Source organism: Nonomuraea fuscirosea (genome assembly GCF_035917475.1).
Taxonomy (GTDB): Bacteria; Actinomycetota; Actinomycetes; order Streptosporangiales; family Streptosporangiaceae; genus Nonomuraea; species Nonomuraea fuscirosea.
On record NZ_CP109074.1, the window covers coordinates 5,550,246 to 5,568,031 of the forward strand.

Sequence of the window (17,786 nt, forward strand, 5' to 3'; positions counted from 1 at the left end):
GGGATTTCGTGCGGCGCCCCGGCTGGGGCATGCTTGATCCGGTGGACTTCCGTGAGGCGGACCGGCTGCTGGCCGACGCACGCGCGCTGCTCGACGAGCACGGCTCGGTGCGCGCGCAGGCCGCGCACGCGCTCGACGCGCTCCGCCGCGACCTGGCCAGGGCCGGGCTGGAGGCCGTGCCCTTCTCCCGGCTGAAGGACGTGACCGACGGACGGCTGCGCGTCGGCACGCTGGAGAAGGCCGGATACACGACGGTACGGCAGGTGCTGGAGACGACCCCGTACCAGCTGCAACTGCTGCCGGGGATCGGCGCGCGCACGGCGGGGCAGATCCACGCGGCCGCCCGGCAGATCGAGCAGGCCGCCGCCGAGGCCGCGAGCCTGCGGCTCGACGTGGACGAGCCCGACCACCACACCACCGAGCTCGTGATCGCCCTGCACCGCCTGGTGAACGTGGGCCCCGATCTGCCGCGCGCCCTCGACGCCGCCCGCGACCTGGCCGGGCGGCTGGAGCCGCTGCTGGCCGAGGCGCGCCCGGCGCGCAGCCGGCTGCGGATGGCGCTCACCCTCGCCCGGCGGCGCCGTCGGGCGCGCGAGGCGGTGGCGGCGATCGAGGAGCTGCTGGCCGGGTTCGGGGAGCGGCTGCTGCTCACGCAGGTCACCACCGACCTGCTGCGGCCCGCGGCGCGGGACTTCGAGGCGTGGGCGGACTTCGAGTCCCGTTCACCCGAATATTTCGGCTTACTGGCGGAGATGGCCGGGGAGCCGATCGGGCGTGAGCAGGGGCTGCTGCCCGACGACCTGGCCGCCAAGGTCGCGGCGCAGCCGCTCGACGACCGTCACCGGCGCGTGTCGCTGCGCGGCTACCAGGCGTTCGGGGCCCGGTTCGCGCTCGCGCAGGAGCGCGTGATCATCGGCGACGAGATGGGGCTGGGCAAGTCGATCGAGGCCATCGCGGCGCTGGCGCACCTGCGGGCGGGCGGGGAGACGCACTTCCTGGTGGCCTGCCCGGCGAGCGTACTGATCAACTGGGTCCGCGAGATCGAGACGCGCAGCACGCTGGGCGCGTACCCGCTGCACGGGCCCGACCGGCTCGCCGCCCTGCGGGAGTGGACCCGCGTGGGCGGCGTCGCCGTGGTCACCCTGGACGGCCTGCACCGCTTGGAGCCGGGCACGACGAGCGGTGCGGAGGGGCTGCCCGAGGTGGGCATGCTGGTCGTGGACGAGGCGCACTACGTCAAGAACCCGGAGACCAGGCGCTCGCGGGCGGTCGCCGCGTGGTGCGGGCGGGCGCGGCGGGTGCTGTTCCTGACCGGGACGCCGATGGAGAACCGGGTCGAGGAGTTCCGTACGCTGATCGGTTACCTGCGGCCCGAACTGGCGGCCGGCCTGCGCAGCAGTGACGTGGTGGCGGGGGCGCAGGCGTTCCGCAAGGCGGTCGCGCCCGTCTACCTGCGGCGCAACCAGCAGGACGTGCTGTCGGAGCTGCCCGAGCGGGTGGAGGCCGACGAGTGGGTGGAGTTCAGCGGGGCCGACTTCGAGGCCTACCGGCGGGCGGTGGCCGCGGGCAACTTCATGGCCATGCGGCGCGCCGCGTACGCCGAGCCGGCCACCTCGGCCAAGCTCAAGCGCCTGCTCGAACTGGTCGAGGACGCCGAGGCCAACGGGCTGAAGGTGGTCGTGTTCTCCTATTTCAGGGCGGTGCTGGCGGCCGTGGGCGACGCGCTGGACGGGCGGGCGCACGGGCCTCTGTCCGGTGACCTGGCGGCGGCGCGGCGGCAGCAGGTCGTGGACGACTTCTCGGCCGCCGCCGGGCACGCGGTGCTGCTCAGCCAGGTGCAGGCGGGCGGGGTCGGCCTCAACCTGCAGGCGGCGTCGGTCGTGATCCTGTGCGAGCCGCAGGTCAAGCCGAGCATGGAGACGCAGGCGGCGGGCCGGGCGCACCGCATGGGGCAGGTACGCCGGGTGCAGGTGCACCGGCTGCTCAGCGTGGACTCGGTCGACCAGCGCATGCTGGACATCCTGCGGCGCAAGTCGAAGCTGTTCGACGCCTACGCCAGGCGCAGCGACCTGGCCGAGTCCTCCGGCGACGCGGTGGACGTGTCGGAGCAGTCGCTGGCCCGCCAGGTCGTGGAGGAGGAGCAACGCCGCCTGCTCCCCTCCTGACTCCCGCCGCCCGGGTCAGGGGCCTGTGCTCGCGGGGAGCCTGACGATGCGGAAGCCGGCGTCCTGGAGGATGTCGGGGAGTTGCGCGACGGCCTCCCTGTCCTTGTCGCGGGCCTGCTCGGACAGGTACTCCCAGTCGAGCAGGTCGGGATGGCGCAGGGCGTCGTCGTCGCGCTCGGGGCCGTGCGTCCATCCCCGGTCGGTGAGGTACCGCATCCAGCGCGTGTGCTCCATCCGGGCCAGCCGCTCCACCTCGTCCCCGGTGAACGCGAACGTGTGCGGCGCCTCGGTGCTCGGCGCCGGCACGCAGCCGACGGCCGCGAGCTTGGCGCCGATGTGGGCGGCCTGGTCGCGGTTCTGCCCCTTCTTGGCCTCGCTGAGTTCCTCGTACGGGACCATGGAGGCGTTGCCGCCGGGCGTGTCTCCCCGCTGGACGCACGCGAGCACGTACCTGTCGTGGATCGCCCGCGCGATGCGTTCGATCACGTCCTCGGCGATCAAGTCCGGTTTCCCCGCTTCCTCGGTGACGGCGAAGATCTGGAGGGACCCGGCCAGGTCCTCCATCAGCCGGCCGTCGCGGAACACCTCGCCGAACATCCGCCGCCGGCTCACCCGGACGACCACGGGCGCGCCCATCCACAGCGGGGCGACGGTCAGCGTGGCGGTCAGGGCCAGGTGGTCGTCGGCGTAGCACACGTACACCCGCTGGGGGTGCTCCCCGCCCGCGCCGAGGAGGTCCCGCAGGTCGTCGACGCCGGCGTTCTCGCAGGTCAGCGCGCAGTTCTCGGCCACGAACGGGTACGTGCGGCACACGGCCGCCACCTCGGACTCCGCCTCAGGCGCGATCACCCGTACGGGGAGACGGGTGCCAGGGGGCGGGGCGATCAGCCGCCACCGCCTGGCCAGCTCGACGAGCAGGGCCGCGCCGAACGTCTTCAGCCCCAGCAGCAGCACCGGCCGGGGCTGCTCGACCGGGTCGCGCGCCAGCAGCACCCGGACGGCCAGCTCGTCGAGGTTGAAGAAGTCGAGCCGGTGGTCCCGCGGCTCGCTCACGCCCAGCCGCCGGGCCCGCAGCGCGGCGCACAGCCCAGGGTCGGGGACGTGCGCGTACGCCGCGACCGGGGCGGGCGGGTTCATGCCGTGGACGGTCGCGGCGATGGCCACGTTGACGGTGGCGTCGTCCTCGCAGGCGTAGACCGTCCTGGCCCGGCTCGCGCCGGCCGCCCGCAGCACGAGCGGGTCGGTGGCGTCCCCGGTGACGTGCAGGACGCCCGGGCCGCGCGGCAGGTCGCCGCCCCCGGTGCCGATGACGACGACCTTGCGGCCCTCCTCGCGCAGCCGCTGGGTCAGGGCCTGGCCCAGCGCCCCCGTGCCGCACACGATCGCGTGCCGGCTCGCCTCCCGTGCCCTGAGCCGGCGCACCTCGCTGCTCAGCAGCAGCCGCACGGTCTCGATCAGCGCGTAGACGGTCACCGCGGGGGCCGTGAACCTGGCGATCTCCAGCGGCCACGGCAGCGGGCCGCCCTCGCCGAGCGGCGTGCTGTCGATGACGAACAGCTGGAGGTCGTAGTAGACGAGGTCGAGGAAGGAGACCTGCGGCTGGTCCGCGAGGTAGGCGCGCAGCCCCGCGTAGCCCAGGACCAGCGACAGCAGCGCCAGCACCCCGAACGCCGCCATGACGGAGGACCTGATGGAGGTCGTTTCCTTCATCTAACCTCGTTCCGCAGCCGGGGGGGACGAAGGGAATCGCCGCCCTCTTCATACCCGGGCACGCCCGCCGCGTTACCCCCTGACCCGAAGGGGGTGTTCGACCGGGGGTGTTCAGCCGGCGCCGAAGCAGACGAAGGTGGCGGCGGGTTCGGCGGCCGAGGCGGTCGCGAGCGCGTCGGCGGGGCGGGCTCCGTCGGCCACGCCCTGGTGGTAGGCCAGCATGACCCGCTCGGCCACCTGGTCGGGCACGCGGGTGATGCTGGAGACGACGGTGGAGGTGCCGAGGTGGAGCAGCGCGGCGGTGAAGCCGAGCAGCTCGTCGCCGGGCCTGACCACGGCCTGCCCGACGTCGCAGGCCGACAGCACCACGTGTCCCGGCGCCCGGTGCAGGCTCTGCAGGTCGTGCGCCATGAGCGGGCCGTCGGCCAGGTCGAGGCGGGAGAAGAGCACGTTCTCGCGCTCGTGGTGGCCGTGCACGGCGAAGTGGGCGAACGGCGCGCCGTCGAGCGCCGCGAGCGTGGCCGACACGGTGGCCTGCTCGCCGCTGAGCCGCAGGGCCTTCGGGTGGACGACGCCGAGCCGCTCGACCTCCCGCTCGGCGTGCTCCAGGTCGGGCCCGGCGACCAGGACGGGAGGGCCGCCGTCGTACGGGTCGCCGGCCCGCCTGGCCGCCAGCCACACCAGCGCGGACGGGGCCACCACCAGCGGCGTGCCGGTCAGGCCGGGCAGCAGGCCCCAGGGCACGGCCGACAGGCCCATGGTCGGGACGAGCACGATTCCCCTGGCCCGGGAGAGCGCCTGCCGCAGGGGCGCCTCCAGCGCGCCGGCGATGACGCCGAGCTGCCGCCGGACCGACGCCTCGATGACCTCCTTCAGCGCGGGGCGCAGGGCGCGTCCCGCCTGGGCGTTGAGGTCGCCGGCCAGCCGTCGCGCGGCCTCCGCGACCGGTTCGTACGCGCTCAGCCGGTGCAGGTGGCACCGCCCGCGGACGAGGACGAGCGCCAGCAGCGCGCCGTCCACGTTCAGCAGGCTGACGAGGGCGAGATCGTCCTCCGCCAGCGCCGCCTCGACGTCCGGGGCCGGAGCGGGAGCCAGCCGTTCGCCGACGCCGGGCAGTTGCCAGCCGCGCTCCCTGATCACCTGCTCCAGCTCCAGGCAGCGCCTGCGCAGCGCCGGCCGGCGGCGGCCTGCGGCCTCGTCGGCGTGCATCCGCTGGGCCAGCTGGCGCAGCTCGGCCAGCGCTTCGGCGGTCTGGGGGTCCTGCGGGGCACGCGGCGGGCGGTACCGGAACGCCTGCGCCCGGCACCGCTCCGACCAGGCGAACACCTGGCGTGGCGAGCCGCCGTCGAGGGCCGCCCTGAGGCCGTGGGCGGCCAGGTCCGCGCCGAGGGCGGCGACGCCGGTGAGCATGTCGAGGCTGCCCAGCCGGCCCCGGTGGGAGTCGATGAGCGCCAGCCCCGAGCGCACCTTGCGCAGCGCCGGCCCGCGCCGCCCCTGCGCCCCGGCCAGCTCGGCCTCCGCCAGCTGCCGCATGAGCCGCACCCCGAGCGGCCCACCCCTGGCCCCGGCGGTCGTGGCGGGCACGGTGCCCGCTGCCACCAGGGCCCGGATGGCGACCAGGCGGGCCATCTCCGCGTCGTCGCGCATGTCCAGCTCCGCGAACCGCGCCGCGAGGTCGCCCGCGCGCCGGGCCACCGAGCCGGGTGCCTTCCCCAGGGCCAGCTCCGCGCGCAGCCGCATGAGAGCCGCGCGCAGCGCCCACGCCGTGCTGCCCCTGCGCCGGAAGTGGGTCTCCGCCTGCCTGGCCCGGTCGCGGGCCTCGTCGTGCCGGCCCGCGTCGAGCGCGCACTGGGCCCTGGCCAGCTCGGCCTCGGCGTAGTCCTGCATGAGGCGCTGCCTGCGGAAGCCGTCCGCGGCCCGGTCGAGCGTGCGGCCCGCCTCGTCGGTCAGGCCCACCGCGAGCAGCGCCCGCGCCCGGTCGAGCGCCAGCACGGGCAGGAAGCCGGGGTTCAGGTCGCGGTAGAGCTCCTCCACCCGGGCGAAGACTCCGAGCGCCGCCGGCACGTCTCCGAGCAGCAGGTCGCAGTAGCCGTCGTTGTGCAGGGCCTTGGCCGCGATCACCGGGTGTCCGTGGGCCTGGGCGAGCTGGGCGCTCCTGCGGGCATCGTCCCTGGCCTGCCGGACGCTGCCGGTCATGAGGCGGATGACCGACCGGTTGAGCAGCACCCTGGCCAGCTCGACGGGGTCGCCGCCGAGCAACCGTGGGGCGGCGATGTCCAGCTCCCGCAGGGCTTCGGCGTTCGACCCCAGGCGCAGGTGCAGCAGGCCGCGCTGGGCGTGCACGATGGCCTCCTCGCTGTCGGGCGCGCGGCGCTGGGCCTCGTCGAGCAACTCCATCCCGAGCATGGTGCGGCCCTGCTCGGCCTCGGCGTGGGCGAGGCTGGTCAGCAGCCGCGCGAGCAGCCCGTCGTGATGCTCCTCGGGGGTGGTGGCGGTGTCCCAGCCGAGCAGCCGGAGGCCCTGGCGCAGCCTGCGGGCCGCCAGCGCCGGGCGGCCGTCGTCGGTCGCCTCGACGCTGAGCCTGTGCAGGCGTTCCACCCGCTCGCGCAGCTCGGTCACCGGCTCGTGGTCACGCAATCGGACCTCGCGGGGGTCAGAGGATGAGTGAGGGAGTCACCGCCAGTATCGTCGCCCGCGCCGGATCATCAAGCCCCTGGCGCACCACGAGTTGCGACAGTCCTCTCGGCACCACGTCCAGGACGAACCTGCCCTGGTCGTCCGCCCGCACCTGCTGCGCCCCTCCCCCGGTGCGCAGCTCGACCAGGTGCTCGCCGGGCGGCGCCAGCCAGCCGTCCACCCGTACGGCGTGGTCGTCGCGCGCGCTCACGCTGATCATGATGGTGAGGATCTCGCTGTCGAAGGTGATCGTGCGGCTGTCCTCGCCGCCGCGCACGCCCGACGGCAGCCCGGCCTCCTCGAACGGCCGCAGCACGGCGAAGTCCGCCGACTCCAGGGCCAGCGCGAACCGCAGGCGTTCGACCAGGGTCGCGGGAACGGGGTCGATCATGCGGTAGACGTCCGCGATCTCCGCGGCGAGCACCTGGTCCTCGGGGGTGAGATGGGGAGAGCTGCTCCCCTCGGCCGTGTTCATCGGGGACTCCAATCCGGATCCTTCGCGAGCAGGACCCGCAGTTTCGCGAAGCACCGGCCGCGCGTGGGCCCGATGCTGCCCAGCGGCATGTCCAGCGCGGCGGCCACCGCGTCGTAGTGCGGGCGCGGCACGAAGGCGATGATCCTGAGCAGCTCCGCGCACCTCTTCGGCAGGCTCTCGACCGCCTGCCAGAGCGCCCGGCGCCGCTCGTCGTCCACGAGCAGCTCGTCGGGGGTCAGCACGCCGTCGGGCAGGTCGTCGAACACGTCGTCGCCGGGCAGGTCGTCCTTGCGGGAGGCGGCGCCGGCCCGCCACGCCTCGCGGCGGGCCGTGGTGACCAGCCATTCGATGAGCGCGCCCGGCGCGGCGATGGTGTGCAGGCGGCGCAGCAGGATGAGCCAGGTCGTCTGGACGACGTCCTCGGCGGCCTGCCTGGTCAGGCCCTGGCTCCGCGCGGTGTGCCAGAGCACGGGCGTGAGCTCGGCCACGATGGCGTCGAGCGCGGCGCTGTCGCCCTGCCTGGCCGCCACCAGCCACTCGGCGAGCCGGGCGCGCCGCTCGGCCCCGGCGGCGGAGACGCGGGAGCCGGAGGCGCGGGCGCCACCGGCGGGGGCCCCGCCGGCGCGGGAGCCGGCGGCGGGGGCGTGGTCTGTCGCGGGGTCGCCGGCCATCAGATGCGCACGACTTCCGGCCGGGCCACCTTGTCCTCGATCATCCGGTCGATGACCGCCCTGGCCCGCTCGACGGGATCGGCGCCCACCTGCCCGATGGTCCTGGTCAGCTCGGCGGCGATGACGCCCGCGACGATCGGGGCGGCGAACGAGGTGCCGCTCCAGCCGCAGAACGGCCCCACGGCGTCGCTGTCGAGCGAGGCCCGCTCCCCCGTGGCGAGCAGTGCGCTCTGGGCGCCGCCGAACTGGGGCGGGAAGGTGCTGACGACCATCGCGCCGGGGGCGCGCCAGCGTACGGCGGGATGGTCGTTGCTGAAGATGGCGATCGTGCCGTCGGGGTTCTTGGCGGCCACGCCGAGCATGGGCGCGACCGGCGGGCCCGGCACGGCCGTCTCGGAGAGGGCGGCGAGGTAGAACGGCCGGGTGGTGGCGTAGTTGCCGGCCGCGTTGACCACGATGACGCCGCGCGCCCGCAGCTGGTTGACCTTGTCGAACAGCGCCCGCATCGCCGCGTCGCCGGTCTCGGCGAACCCGCCGAAGGAGCAGCACAGCACGTCGATGTTCCGGCCCTCGTCCATCAGCGCGAGCAGGCGGTCGAGCGCCGCGTGCACGGCCTCCTCCGGCACCACGCCGTCGCTGTGCATGACCTTGTACGCAAGGACGCGGGCGTCCGGCGCGATCTGGGCGATGAGGCCGGCCAGCATGAGGCCGTGGCCGGTGTGCGAGTTGAGCGTGCCGATCAGCGGGTTGGGCAGGTGACCGAGGTCCTCGTAGCCGACGAGCCTGGCGATGTCGCGGCCCGCGTAGGCGGGGTGGGTGTCCTCGATGAGCTGCTGCCCGTCCGGGTCGACGGTGAGGAACGCGTCGGGGTCGGTGACCGGCAGGAACCAGGGGTGCGCGGCCACGCCGGTGTCGAGGGTGACCACGGTGATCCTGCGCCCGCCGAGCTCTTCGAGCGTGCGGCGGCGCGGCGGCCCGGCGACCACGGTCAGGGGGACGCGGCCGTATCCGGGGTGTGCCCCCGTGCCCGGCTCGTCGGTGACGGCGTGCCCGCTGGTGGCGGGCTCGCCGCCGAGGCCGAGCGAGCCGATCCCGCTCGTGGCCGAGCCGACGAACAGGTGGTCGAGCGAGATCTGGGCGACGCCGTCCCTGATGGCCTGGTCGGTGCCGGACTCCGCGGCGAGCCGCCTGCGCACGGCCCTGAGCGCGGGCCAGGCGTCCGCCACGACGTCCCGGCGGTCCGGGGCGATCTCCAGGACGGCGGGCATCCAGACGGTCCCGGCGCCGAGGTCCCGGTCGCGGGCGCGGTCGATGCTGGCCCGCGACAGTCTCAGCCCGACCTCGTCCAGTGCCCCGTCGATCCAGTCGGTGAGCTCGTCGGTGCGGAGCAGCTGACCGGGGATCAGCAGCACGTCCGTGCGGTAGACGGTGGAGTCGGGACGGGTCTCGCCCGGGTCCAGGCCGACGGCCCAGGGGTCGAGCACCTTGGCGCCGTGCCGGTCGAGGATCTCGCGGGGAAGGTTGACGCCCTGCCAGGACGGCCCGAAGGGCTCGCCCCCGCCGTGCCGGTAGGGCTCGGAGATGTAGTCGATGGTCAATTGCACCGCCTCCGTTCTGGCCTCTGTGGCGTACGAGAGCGGATCGGCGGCGGCGATACGCGGCGCCGGGTAACGGAAGCATCACGATACCGGCCCCCTGAGATCGTCGAGCGGGGGCCGCTGGGTGCCGTCGGTGAGGCGCCGGCCCCAGGCGCGCATGTAGGCGACGGCTTCCGGCGGGCCGTGGATCACGACGGGGGCCTCGATCGCGCCGATGCAGAAGGTGGCCCAGTCGAGGGAGTCGGTGGGGATCTCCACCCGGCACGAGGTGTCGTCGAGGGGTTCCACCGTGCCGTAGTGCGCGATCTCCTTCCGCACCCGTCCGGCCGGAGCCTGGACCGTGGCGCGGACGAGATACCTGGTCGGCGTCGCCCTGATCCGGGCGCGCACGTACGCGACGGGATCGTCGTCGGGCAGCGGGCGGCGGGCGAACGTCGTGCCGGTGCGGCTCACGTCGCCGACGCGGTCGACGCGGAAGGTGCGCCAGCCGGCCCGGTCGAGGTCCCAGGCGAGCAGGTACAGGCGGCTGTCGACGCGGACGACGTGGTGCGGGCAGACCGTCCTGGCCGCGGTCCCGCCGGTGCGGGTGCGGTAGGCGAACTCCACCGTCTCTGCGTCGCGGCAGGCCAGGGCGAGGGTGGTCAGCGAGGCGACATCGGCGCCGCCCGCGCGCGCCTCGGGGTTCCGCGCCGGGACGGCGACGGCGCGCAGGCTGTCGATGCGGCGCCGGATCCGTACGGGAAGCACCTGGACGATCTTGGCCATGGCGCTCAGCGCGGCGTCGGCCGACGCGGGGAAGGGCCCGGAGGTGATCTCCTGCAGCCCCATGACGATGGCGGCGGCCTCGTCCTCGCTGACGACCAGCGGCGGGAGCGAGGCGCCCGGGCTGAGCTGGTAGCCGCCGCCGGTGCCGCGCGTGGCGGTGATCGGATAGCCGAGCTCCTGGAGGCTGTCGATGTCGCGGCGGAGCGTGCGCTGGCTGACGCCGAGGCGGCGCGCGAGCTCGGGGCTGGGCCAGTGGCGCCGGTTCTGCAGCAGGCCGAGGAGTTCGAGGGCGCGGGTGCCGGTCGACATGCGCCCAATCTAGGTCCCCTTGCGGACATATAGCGGCCACAAGCCCACCGAGGATGGGAGCCGCCACCGACAACGGAACCGGAGCGTACATGATCAGCACTTCCCATCTCTCCCGGACCTTCCTGGCCCCCCGCGGCGAGGAGGTCCGCGCCGTCCGGGGCATCGACCTCTCCGTGGCGCGCGGGGAGACGGTCGCCGTCCTCGGCCCCAACGGCGCGGGCAAGAGCACGCTCATGCGGATGCTCTCGACGCTGCTCCCGCCCACGGGCGGGACCGCGCGCGTCGCCGGCTTCGACGTACGGACCCAGGCTCCGCTGGTGCGCGAGCGCATCGGCTACGTCGGCCAGGGCCACGGCGCCGGGCACGCCCAGCGGGCCGTGGACGAGGTCGTCACCCAGGGCCGCATCCACGGCCTCGGCCGGGCCGCGGCCCGCGCCAGGGCCGCCGAACTGCTCGCGGCGCTCGGCCTGGAACGGCTGGCGCGGCGCAGGACGCAGGCGATGAGCGGCGGTCAGCGGCGCCGCCTCGACCTGGCGATCGGGCTGGTGCACCTCCCGGAGCTGCTGTTCCTGGACGAGCCGACGACGGGCCTCGACCCGCAGAACCGCGACAACCTCTGGGAGCACATCATCGGGATGCGGCGCCGCGGCGGCACGACCGTCGTCTTCAGCACCCACTACCTGGAGGAGGCCGATCGGCGGGCGGATCGGATCGTCGTCGTCGATCACGGGCGGGTCATCGCCGACGGCACGCCGGCCCAGCTCAAACAGCGTCACGCCGGGGACCGGCTGACCCTGGAGACCGCCGATCCCGCCTCCGCCGAGCGCCTGCGCGGGCTCGTCGCGGCGATGGACGGCGTCGGGACGGTGACCCGGCGGGGCGCCGTGGTCACCGGACGGGCCGCCGACGGCCGCGCGGCGCTGGCGAGCGCGATCGTCGCCGCCCGGGACCAGGGGATCACTGTGGTCGCGGCCGACACCCGGCTTCCCACGCTCGACGACGTGTTCCTCGAACTCACCGGCCGGAGCCTGCGCGACGCCGGCGAAGACCCGGCCACCGGCGCCGAGGAGCGCGGAGGTCCCGTCACCGGCGTCAAGGACCGCGAGGGACCGGCCACCGGCGCCGAAGACCGCGAAGGACCGACCACCTGCACGGAAGACCGCGGGGGGCCGGCCACCGGTGCCGAGGGCGGCGACCGGGTCCCCGGGCAGGCCGTGTGAGCGCCGTCAGCCCACCGCGCCGACGTGGTCTCGCCGGCGACGTCCTCATCGTGACGACCCGCGAGTTGCGTCCCGTGGCCGCGGACCCGTTCTCCCTGGTCGTCGGGCTGATCCAGCCGCTGTTCTTCCTGCTCCTCTTCGGGCCGCTGGTCGTGTCCGGCACGACGGCGGGGACCGCGCACCCGTGGGCGTGGTTCGTCCCGGGGATCCTCGTGATGATCTCGCTCTTCGGCACGGCGGGGACCGGATCGAACCTCCAGTACGACCTCCAGGACGGCTCGCACGAACGCCTCCTGGTCACGCCGCTGGCGCGCTCGTCGCTGTTCGTCGGCCGCGCGCTCAAGGAGTTCGTGCCGCTCGTCGTCCAGGCCGTCGTGATCGTCCTGGTCATGGTCCCGTTCGGGTTCCGCCCCCACGCCGGCGGCGGCGTCCTCGGGCTGCTGCTCCTGGGCGTGCTCGGCGTCGGGATCGGGTCGCTCAGCTACGCGCTGGCCATCGCCGTACGCGAGCAGGACTGGATGTTCTGGACCGTGCACCAGACGGTGCTCTTCCCGCTGATGATCCTGTCCGGGATGCTGCTCCCCCTCGACGAGGGGCCGGCCTGGATGCGCGTCCTCGCCCGGTTCAACCCGCTCACCCACGTCGTCGAGGCCGAACGCGACCTCTTCGCCGGACAGATCACGACCCCCGAGGTCGGCTACGGATTCCTCGCCGCCGGCACGACCGCCGTCCTCGGCTTCCTCCTCGGGCTGCGCGCCCTGCGCGCCGCCACGCATTGATCACCCCTGTACGAAAGGACCCACGCACATGCGCATTCTCGTCACCGGAGCGACCGGCCAGGTCGGGCGGCACCTCGTCACGCGGCTCCACCGGGACGGGCACCACGTCCGCGCGCTCTCCCGCAACCCCGCCAAGGCCGATCTCCCGGGCGGCGTCGAGGTGGTGGCCGGTGAGCTCACCGACGCCGCCACGCTCGGAGCGGCGTTCGACGGGGTCGAGGCGGTGCACCTGATCACCTTCGGCGGCGACCAGGACCTGACCAACGGCTCCGAGATCATCGACCTCGCCGCCCGCCACGGCGTCACCCGGGCCACGGTCCTCGGCGGCTGGTCGCCGACCAGCGTCGAGAGCGCCCTGGAGGCCGGCCGGATCCCCTGGACCCTGCTGCGTCCGGTGGAGTTCATGGCCAACGCGCTCGAATGGGCCGACGAGATCCGTTCCCAGGGCAGCGCGTCCATGTTCGCCGGCTTCCCCAGCGCGATGGTGCACGAGGCGGACATCGCCGCCGTGGCCGCCACCGCGCTCACCCATGAGGACCACGAGGGACGGAAATACCCGCTCACCGGGCCGGAGGCCCTCACCCCGGCGGAACGCGTCCGGATCATCGCCGAGGCCACCGGGCAGGAGATCGCGTTCGTGCAGCTCGACGAGGAGGCGGAGCGCGCCCGGCTGCGCGGCTACGGATACGACGAGGACTACGTGGAGTTCGGCATCCAGCTGGCCACGAGCCCGCCCGAGGCCGCCGGCGTGGTCCTGCCCACCGTCGAGGACGTCACCGGCACACCCGCGCGAACCTTCGCCCAGTGGGCACGGGAACACGCCGACCGATTCCGCGCCGCCCCCTGACCGCCGCCGGGCCGGTCATCCCCGGGAGCCGGCCAGCGGGTCGACGCCGCGCAGCATCATCCCCTGCCCGCGCGAGCGGTGCACGTCGTCGGCGGGCAGGTCCTCGGGGTCGCGGAACTGCACCAGCAGCGTCGTACGGGCCTCGTCCGACCGGTTCACCCCCGACCCGTGCACGGTCAGGTAGTCGAGGAACAGCACGTCGCCCGCCCGCGCCTCGACCGGCACCGCCTCCTCCAGCGGCCAGCTCGACGGAGGCAGGTGCCAGCCGCCCTCCTCGACGTGCGGCAGCGGGCCCTGCCGGTGGCTGCCCGGCACGACGCGTACGCAGCCCTTCTCCTCGGGCGCGTCGTCGAAGTGGAAGATGGCCGCGCCGACCGTGTGCCGGGTGTGCGGGAAGTGGGCGGCGTCCTGGTGCATCGGGAACGGCGAGCCCTTCTCCGCCGGCTTGACGAAGATCTTGGTGTGGTGGAGCTGGACGTTGCCCGATCCGATCAGCTCCGCCGCCACGTCGGTGAAACGCGGGTCGACGATGAGCCGGGCGAAGGCGGCCGAGTAGAACTGGGCGTCGTGGCAGTGCCGCAGCTCGGTGCCGCCGCCGGCGATCCGCCGTGCGCTGCCCCAGGTGGGGTCGGAGGGGCGCAGCCGCGCCAGGAGCGCGTGACACTCCTCGCGGTAGGCCCTTGCTTCGTCGGCGCTGATCAGGCCCCTGAGCAGCGCGTAGCCGTTGTCCCGGTAGAACAGTGCCGGGGAGATCTCGTTCATGCAGCCCTCCAGTCCCTTCATGGTCATGCCCACTGCAGGCCGCCGGCCCACTTCGTACTGGTCTGTGCCGGGCACCGGCCGCCCGGAAGGAGGAAGAAGATGATTGACTGTGCTCCGTAAAACGTTTCATTGCGATCTTTGCGGAAGGTCACCCCCGTGGACTACGAACGTCAGCCGTACCGGAGGTGCGGCCGCAGCGGACTGCTCCTCCCCGCCGTCTCGCTCGGCCTGTGGCACAACTTCGGCGAGGCCAAGCCGCTCGAGAGCCAGCGCGCGATCCTGCACAAGGCGCTCGATCTCGGCATCACCCACTTCGACATCGCCGACCGGTACGGCCCGCCGATCGGCGCCGCCGAGACCGCGTTCGGGCAGCTCTTCCCCCGGTCGCTGCGCGACGAGGCCGTGGTGACCACCAAGGGCAGCAACCCCATGTGGGACGGCCCGTACGGCAAGGGCAACTCACGCAAGCACCTGCTGGCCACGCTGGACCGCTCGCTGGCCCGGCTCGGCCTCGACTACGTGGACATCTTCTACCTGCACCGCGACGACGAGGACACCCCGCTGGAGGAGCAGGTCGCCACGCTCGACCACATGGTCCGCACCGGCCGCGTCCTCTACGTCGGCGTCTCCAACTTCTCCCCCGAGCGCACCGCCGAGGCCGCCCGCCTGCTGCGCGGGCTCGGCACGCCGCTCCTGGTGCACCAGCCGTCGTACTCGCTGCTGAACCGGGGTATCGAGGACGCGCTGCTGGGCGTGCTCGAACAGGAGGGCATGGGCTGCGTGGTGTACTCGCCGCTGGCGCAGGGCCTGCTCACCGACCGGTACCTGAACGGCATCCCGGCCGACTCGCGCGCCGCCGAGGGGCGCTTCCTGACGCCGGACCGGGTGACGCCGCAGGTGCTGACGTTCGTCCGGGCGCTGGCCGACCTGGCGAGCGCGCGCGGGCAGACGGTGGCCCAGCTCGCGCTGGCGTGGGCGCTGCGCGACCCGCGGATCACCTCGGTGCTGGTGGGGGCCTCCAGCCCCGAGCAGCTGGAGGCGAACGTGGCCGCGGTGGACCGGCTCGACTTCACCGACGACGAACTGGCCACCATCGAGCGGGCCGCGAAGGAGTCGGGCGTCGAGTCCTGACCCGACGGGGTGACCGAAGTATCGGGGCGGTACATCGATCGATGTACCGCCCATTTCGCTCCTGGGGACGATCAGAACGGGCCCGCGCGCCAGCACGCTTGAGGGTGTGGACAGACGCATCGGCGCACTCGACCTTCTGCGCGGCGTGGCCATCGCGGGCACGCTGGGCACCAACATCTGGATCTTCACCGACCCCGGCGGCCCCGGGGCACTCCTGGGCTTCGGCGCGGACGCCGGCGGGGTGGAGACGTTCCTGCGGTTCCTGTCCAACGGCAAGTTCCTCGGGCTGCTGACGCTGCTGTTCGGCGTCGGGCTCGAACTGCAGTACCGAAGCGCGGTGCGCAGGGGCCTGACGTGGCCGGGCCGCTACCTCTGGCGGGCCACGCTGCTGCTGGCCGAGGGGATCCTGCACTACGTGCTGATCTTCGAGTTCGACGTGCTCATGGGGTACGCGATCACCTCGATGATCGTGGCGTACCTGATCGGGCGGAGCGAACGCGTCGTCACGGCCTGGATGGTCGCGGCCGGGACGCTGCTCCTGGCCATGGTGGGCCTGCTCACCGCGCTGCTCATGACGATGCCGGCGGGCGGTGGCACGGCGGCCGCGCACCCGTCCGGCTGGCTGGAGCAGGTGGAGCTGCGCCTGCGATATGCCGCGATCTTCCGCGCGGAGCTGCTCTTCATCGTGCCGCTCGGCATCGTGCTGTTCCTGCTCGGCGCGCGGCTGATGCGCGCCGGCGTCTTCGAGGAACGCGGCGCGCGACTGCGCGGCCGGCTGATCGCCGCCGGGATCGGCGCCGGCGTGCCGCTGAACCTGCTCACCTCCTTCGCCGGGCCCGCCTGGTTCATGGTGGACCGCTACCTCGTGGCGCCGCTGGTCTCGCTGGGCCTGCTGGCGCTGATCACCTCGATCGTGCTGCGGATGCGGAGCGCGCCGGGCGTGCTGCGCCGCGGCTTCACCAACGTCGGCCGGACGGCCCTGTCGTGCTACGTCTTCCAGAACCTGGTCGCCGGCGCGCTCTGCTACGGCTGGGGCCTGGGCCTGGCCACCCGCCTGGACGGGCTGCGGCCCTGGTGGGTGCCGGTCGCCTGGGCCGGGATCTGCGTGCTGTTCATGACCCTGTCGTCGCTGTGGCTGCGCCGCTTCGACCGCGGGCCGATCGAACTGGCCTGGCAGTGGGCCTACCAGGCCCCGTGGCGACGGACGCGCGCCGGAGGCGGGCAGGTGGAGCAGGTGAGCGAAGCAGGCCGGTAGAGCCGCCGGAGGCCGGCTGCCAGGCGGCCACCGCCGTCAACGGAAGTCCGGCGCGAACAGGGTGTCCAGGGCCGTCCTCGCCTCCTGCTCGGAACGGACCTGACCCTCGCGTACCAGCGTCGGCAGGATGCGTTCCAGCACCGCGCGCTGCTCGTCGCCGGGCACCGGGCCGACCCTGACCTCCGTCCGCTCCTTCAGCACCACCGCGGCCACCTCGGGGGCGAGCTCGGCCTCGGACGCCAGCAGCTCTACCGCCTCGTCGGGATGCTCGCCGATCCACACGCGGGCGCGCTCGTAGACGTCGATCACCTTCTGCGCCAGCTCGGGCTGGTGGGTGAGGAACTTCTCCCTGGCGTTGAGGAAGCCGTAGGAGTTGAAGGCCGGATTCCGGTAGACGAGCTTGGTGCCGGCGTCCACCTGGCTCTGCGCCATCAGCGGGTCCAGCCCCGCCCAGGCGTCCACGTCGCCGCGTTCCAGCGCCGTCCTGCCGTCCGCGTGCTGGAGGTTGACGACCTCGACGTCCGTGCCCTTCAGCCCGGCCTCCTGGAGGGCCTGGAGCAGGAAGAAGTACGGGTCCGTGCCCTTGGTGGCGGCGATCTTCCTGCCCTTGAGCTGGGTCACCTTGGTGACGTCGGAATCCTTGGGGACCACGAGCGCCGTCCACCCCGGCCGGGTGTAGACGCCGATGGTCTTGATCGGGGTCCCGTTCGCCCGCGCCTGCAACGCGGCGGCGCCCGCCGTGGAGCCGACGTCGATGGTCTCGGCGCGCAGGTTCTCGTTGGCCTCGTTGCTGCCCGCCGACAGCACCCAGGTGATCATGGTGCCTCTCAGCTCGGTCTCCAGCCAGCGCTGCCTTCGTACGACGAGGCTGAGCGGGTTGTAGTAGGCGTAGTCGAGGCGCAGCCGCCGCGCGGAGGACGTCGCGGTGCTGTCGCCCTCCCCCGCCGCGCAGGCGGTGGCCAGGGGGGCGAGCAGCGTGACGAGCGAAACGACGGCGACCAGGGAACGACGGCGGCTCATGGGTGGGCTCCTCGGCGGGGGTGGGACGGGGGACGCCGAGCCGCTCCAGCAGATCGGCACGGAGCACGGCGAGTTCGGGACGGGCACGATCACGCGGCCTCGGATACGGCACATCGCTCGTCGATGCCGGTGACGGCACGCCCGTCCCGCCGCCGTCCGCACGGGAACCGTGGCCTGCCGGCTCGTCATGCGCCTCCTCTATACCGGATCAAACGGTAGGAAAGATGGGTTAATAGAGTCAATGATCTACCATGAGAGCGCCCCTGATGCTCGGTGAGCACTCACGAGTCCTGCGACGACAGACGAGGTTCAGGTCGGGCCCGAAGTATGCGAGGACAAGGGCCGGGCGGACAGGATGCCCAAGATTGCGGACCTGGTGTTTCCCGCGGCTCGGCGGCCGGCG

General features: G+C 73.6%; 14 protein-coding genes. 6 read left to right on the forward strand and 8 right to left on the reverse strand.

Annotated features, from left to right (window positions below):
* Positions 1 to 41 precede the first annotated feature (41 nt).
* On the forward strand, positions 42 to 2,165 hold the full coding sequence (locus OIE67_RS25345) for a DEAD/DEAH box helicase (protein ID WP_326644443.1): 2,124 nt from the start codon (positions 42 to 44) through the stop codon (positions 2,163 to 2,165).
* 15 nt (positions 2,166 to 2,180) lie between these two features.
* Here the strand turns inward: OIE67_RS25345 and OIE67_RS25350 are convergent, their stop codons facing one another.
* The 6 genes from OIE67_RS25350 to OIE67_RS25375 all read right to left on the reverse strand — a co-directional run bounded on the left by OIE67_RS25350 (position 2,181) and on the right by OIE67_RS25375 (position 10,369).
* Positions 2,181 to 3,875 (reverse strand): RyR domain-containing protein, encoded by a 1,695-nt coding sequence (locus OIE67_RS25350; protein ID WP_326644445.1) that lies wholly within the window; start codon positions 3,873 to 3,875, stop codon positions 2,181 to 2,183.
* Positions 3,876 to 3,986: 111 nt separating this feature from the next.
* Positions 3,987 to 6,512: a CHAT domain-containing protein gene (locus OIE67_RS25355; protein WP_326644447.1), complete on the reverse strand. Its 2,526-nt coding sequence runs from the start codon at positions 6,510 to 6,512 to the stop codon at positions 3,987 to 3,989.
* Between the two features lie 16 nt (positions 6,513 to 6,528).
* Positions 6,529 to 7,026: a hypothetical protein gene (locus tag OIE67_RS25360; protein ID WP_106250995.1), complete on the reverse strand. Its 498-nt coding sequence runs from the start codon at positions 7,024 to 7,026 to the stop codon at positions 6,529 to 6,531.
* Positions 7,023 to 7,697, reverse strand: coding sequence for an RNA polymerase sigma factor (locus tag OIE67_RS25365; protein WP_326644450.1), 675 nt, complete (start codon positions 7,695 to 7,697; stop codon positions 7,023 to 7,025). Before OIE67_RS25365 ends, OIE67_RS25360 begins: the two co-directional genes overlap by 4 nt.
* A complete protein-coding gene (locus OIE67_RS25370; protein WP_326644452.1) occupies positions 7,697 to 9,295 on the reverse strand; it encodes a S8 family peptidase in 1,599 nt (532 codons plus the stop codon). Before OIE67_RS25370 ends, OIE67_RS25365 begins: the two co-directional genes overlap by 1 nt.
* Positions 9,296 to 9,376: 81 nt before the next feature.
* Positions 9,377 to 10,369 (reverse strand): helix-turn-helix transcriptional regulator, encoded by a 993-nt coding sequence (locus OIE67_RS25375; protein WP_326644454.1) that lies wholly within the window; start codon positions 10,367 to 10,369, stop codon positions 9,377 to 9,379.
* Between the two features lie 89 nt (positions 10,370 to 10,458).
* Here OIE67_RS25375 and OIE67_RS25380 point away from each other — a divergent pair, with 89 nt between their 5' ends.
* Genes OIE67_RS25380 through OIE67_RS25390 form a run of 3 tightly spaced genes read left to right on the forward strand, consistent with a single transcriptional unit; the run spans position 10,459 to position 13,215 of the window.
* A complete protein-coding gene (locus OIE67_RS25380; protein WP_326644456.1) occupies positions 10,459 to 11,589 on the forward strand; it encodes an ABC transporter ATP-binding protein in 1,131 nt (376 codons plus the stop codon).
* Positions 11,586 to 12,368 carry an ABC transporter permease gene (locus tag OIE67_RS25385; RefSeq protein ID WP_326644458.1) on the forward strand — a complete coding sequence of 261 codons (783 nt, stop codon included), beginning with the start codon at positions 11,586 to 11,588 and terminating at the stop codon, positions 12,366 to 12,368. Before OIE67_RS25380 ends, OIE67_RS25385 begins: the two co-directional genes overlap by 4 nt.
* A gap of 28 nt (positions 12,369 to 12,396) precedes the next feature.
* The gene (locus OIE67_RS25390) at positions 12,397 to 13,215 is read left to right on the forward strand and encodes an SDR family oxidoreductase (protein WP_326644460.1); all 819 of its coding nucleotides are present in this window, start codon (positions 12,397 to 12,399) and stop codon (positions 13,213 to 13,215) included.
* 15 nt (positions 13,216 to 13,230) lie between these two features.
* On the opposite strand, the gene OIE67_RS25395 is transcribed toward OIE67_RS25390, so the two are convergent.
* Complete coding sequence (locus OIE67_RS25395; protein WP_326644462.1) at positions 13,231 to 14,004, reverse strand: phytanoyl-CoA dioxygenase family protein; 774 nt, start codon at positions 14,002 to 14,004, stop codon at positions 13,231 to 13,233.
* A 129-nt stretch (positions 14,005 to 14,133) separates the two neighbouring features.
* On the opposite strand from OIE67_RS25395, the gene OIE67_RS25400 reads away from it, so the two are divergent.
* Positions 14,134 to 15,108 carry an aldo/keto reductase gene (locus OIE67_RS25400; protein ID WP_326644464.1) on the forward strand — a complete coding sequence of 325 codons (975 nt, stop codon included), beginning with the start codon at positions 14,134 to 14,136 and terminating at the stop codon, positions 15,106 to 15,108.
* Positions 15,109 to 15,214: 106 nt separating this feature from the next.
* On the forward strand, positions 15,215 to 16,363 hold the full coding sequence (locus OIE67_RS25405; RefSeq protein ID WP_326644466.1) for a DUF418 domain-containing protein: 1,149 nt from the start codon (positions 15,215 to 15,217) through the stop codon (positions 16,361 to 16,363).
* A gap of 36 nt (positions 16,364 to 16,399) precedes the next feature.
* On the opposite strand, the gene OIE67_RS25410 is transcribed toward OIE67_RS25405, so the two are convergent.
* On the reverse strand, positions 16,400 to 17,383 hold the full coding sequence (locus tag OIE67_RS25410; protein ID WP_326644468.1) for an aliphatic sulfonate ABC transporter substrate-binding protein: 984 nt from the start codon (positions 17,381 to 17,383) through the stop codon (positions 16,400 to 16,402).
* Positions 17,384 to 17,786: the final 403 nt, after the last annotated feature.

Bases quoted from the DNA above. Each gene is read 5' to 3' on its own strand.
- OIE67_RS25350 (WP_326644445.1), bottom strand. From the start codon at position 3,875: ATGAAGGAAACGACCTCCATCAGGTCCTCCGTCATGGCGGCGTTCGGG.
- OIE67_RS25360 (WP_106250995.1), bottom strand. From the start codon at position 7,026: ATGAACACGGCCGAGGGGAGCAGCTCTCCCCATCTCACCCCCGAGGAC.
- OIE67_RS25365 (WP_326644450.1), bottom strand. From the start codon at position 7,697: ATGGCCGGCGACCCCGCGACAGACCACGCCCCCGCCGCCGGCTCCCGC.
- OIE67_RS25375 (WP_326644454.1), bottom strand. From the start codon at position 10,369: ATGTCGACCGGCACCCGCGCCCTCGAACTCCTCGGCCTGCTGCAGAAC.
- OIE67_RS25380 (WP_326644456.1), top strand. From the start codon at position 10,459: ATGATCAGCACTTCCCATCTCTCCCGGACCTTCCTGGCCCCCCGCGGC.
- OIE67_RS25390 (WP_326644460.1), top strand. From the start codon at position 12,397: ATGCGCATTCTCGTCACCGGAGCGACCGGCCAGGTCGGGCGGCACCTC.
- OIE67_RS25395 (WP_326644462.1), bottom strand. From the start codon at position 14,004: ATGACCATGAAGGGACTGGAGGGCTGCATGAACGAGATCTCCCCGGCA.
- OIE67_RS25410 (WP_326644468.1), bottom strand. From the start codon at position 17,383: ATGAGCCGCCGTCGTTCCCTGGTCGCCGTCGTTTCGCTCGTCACGCTG.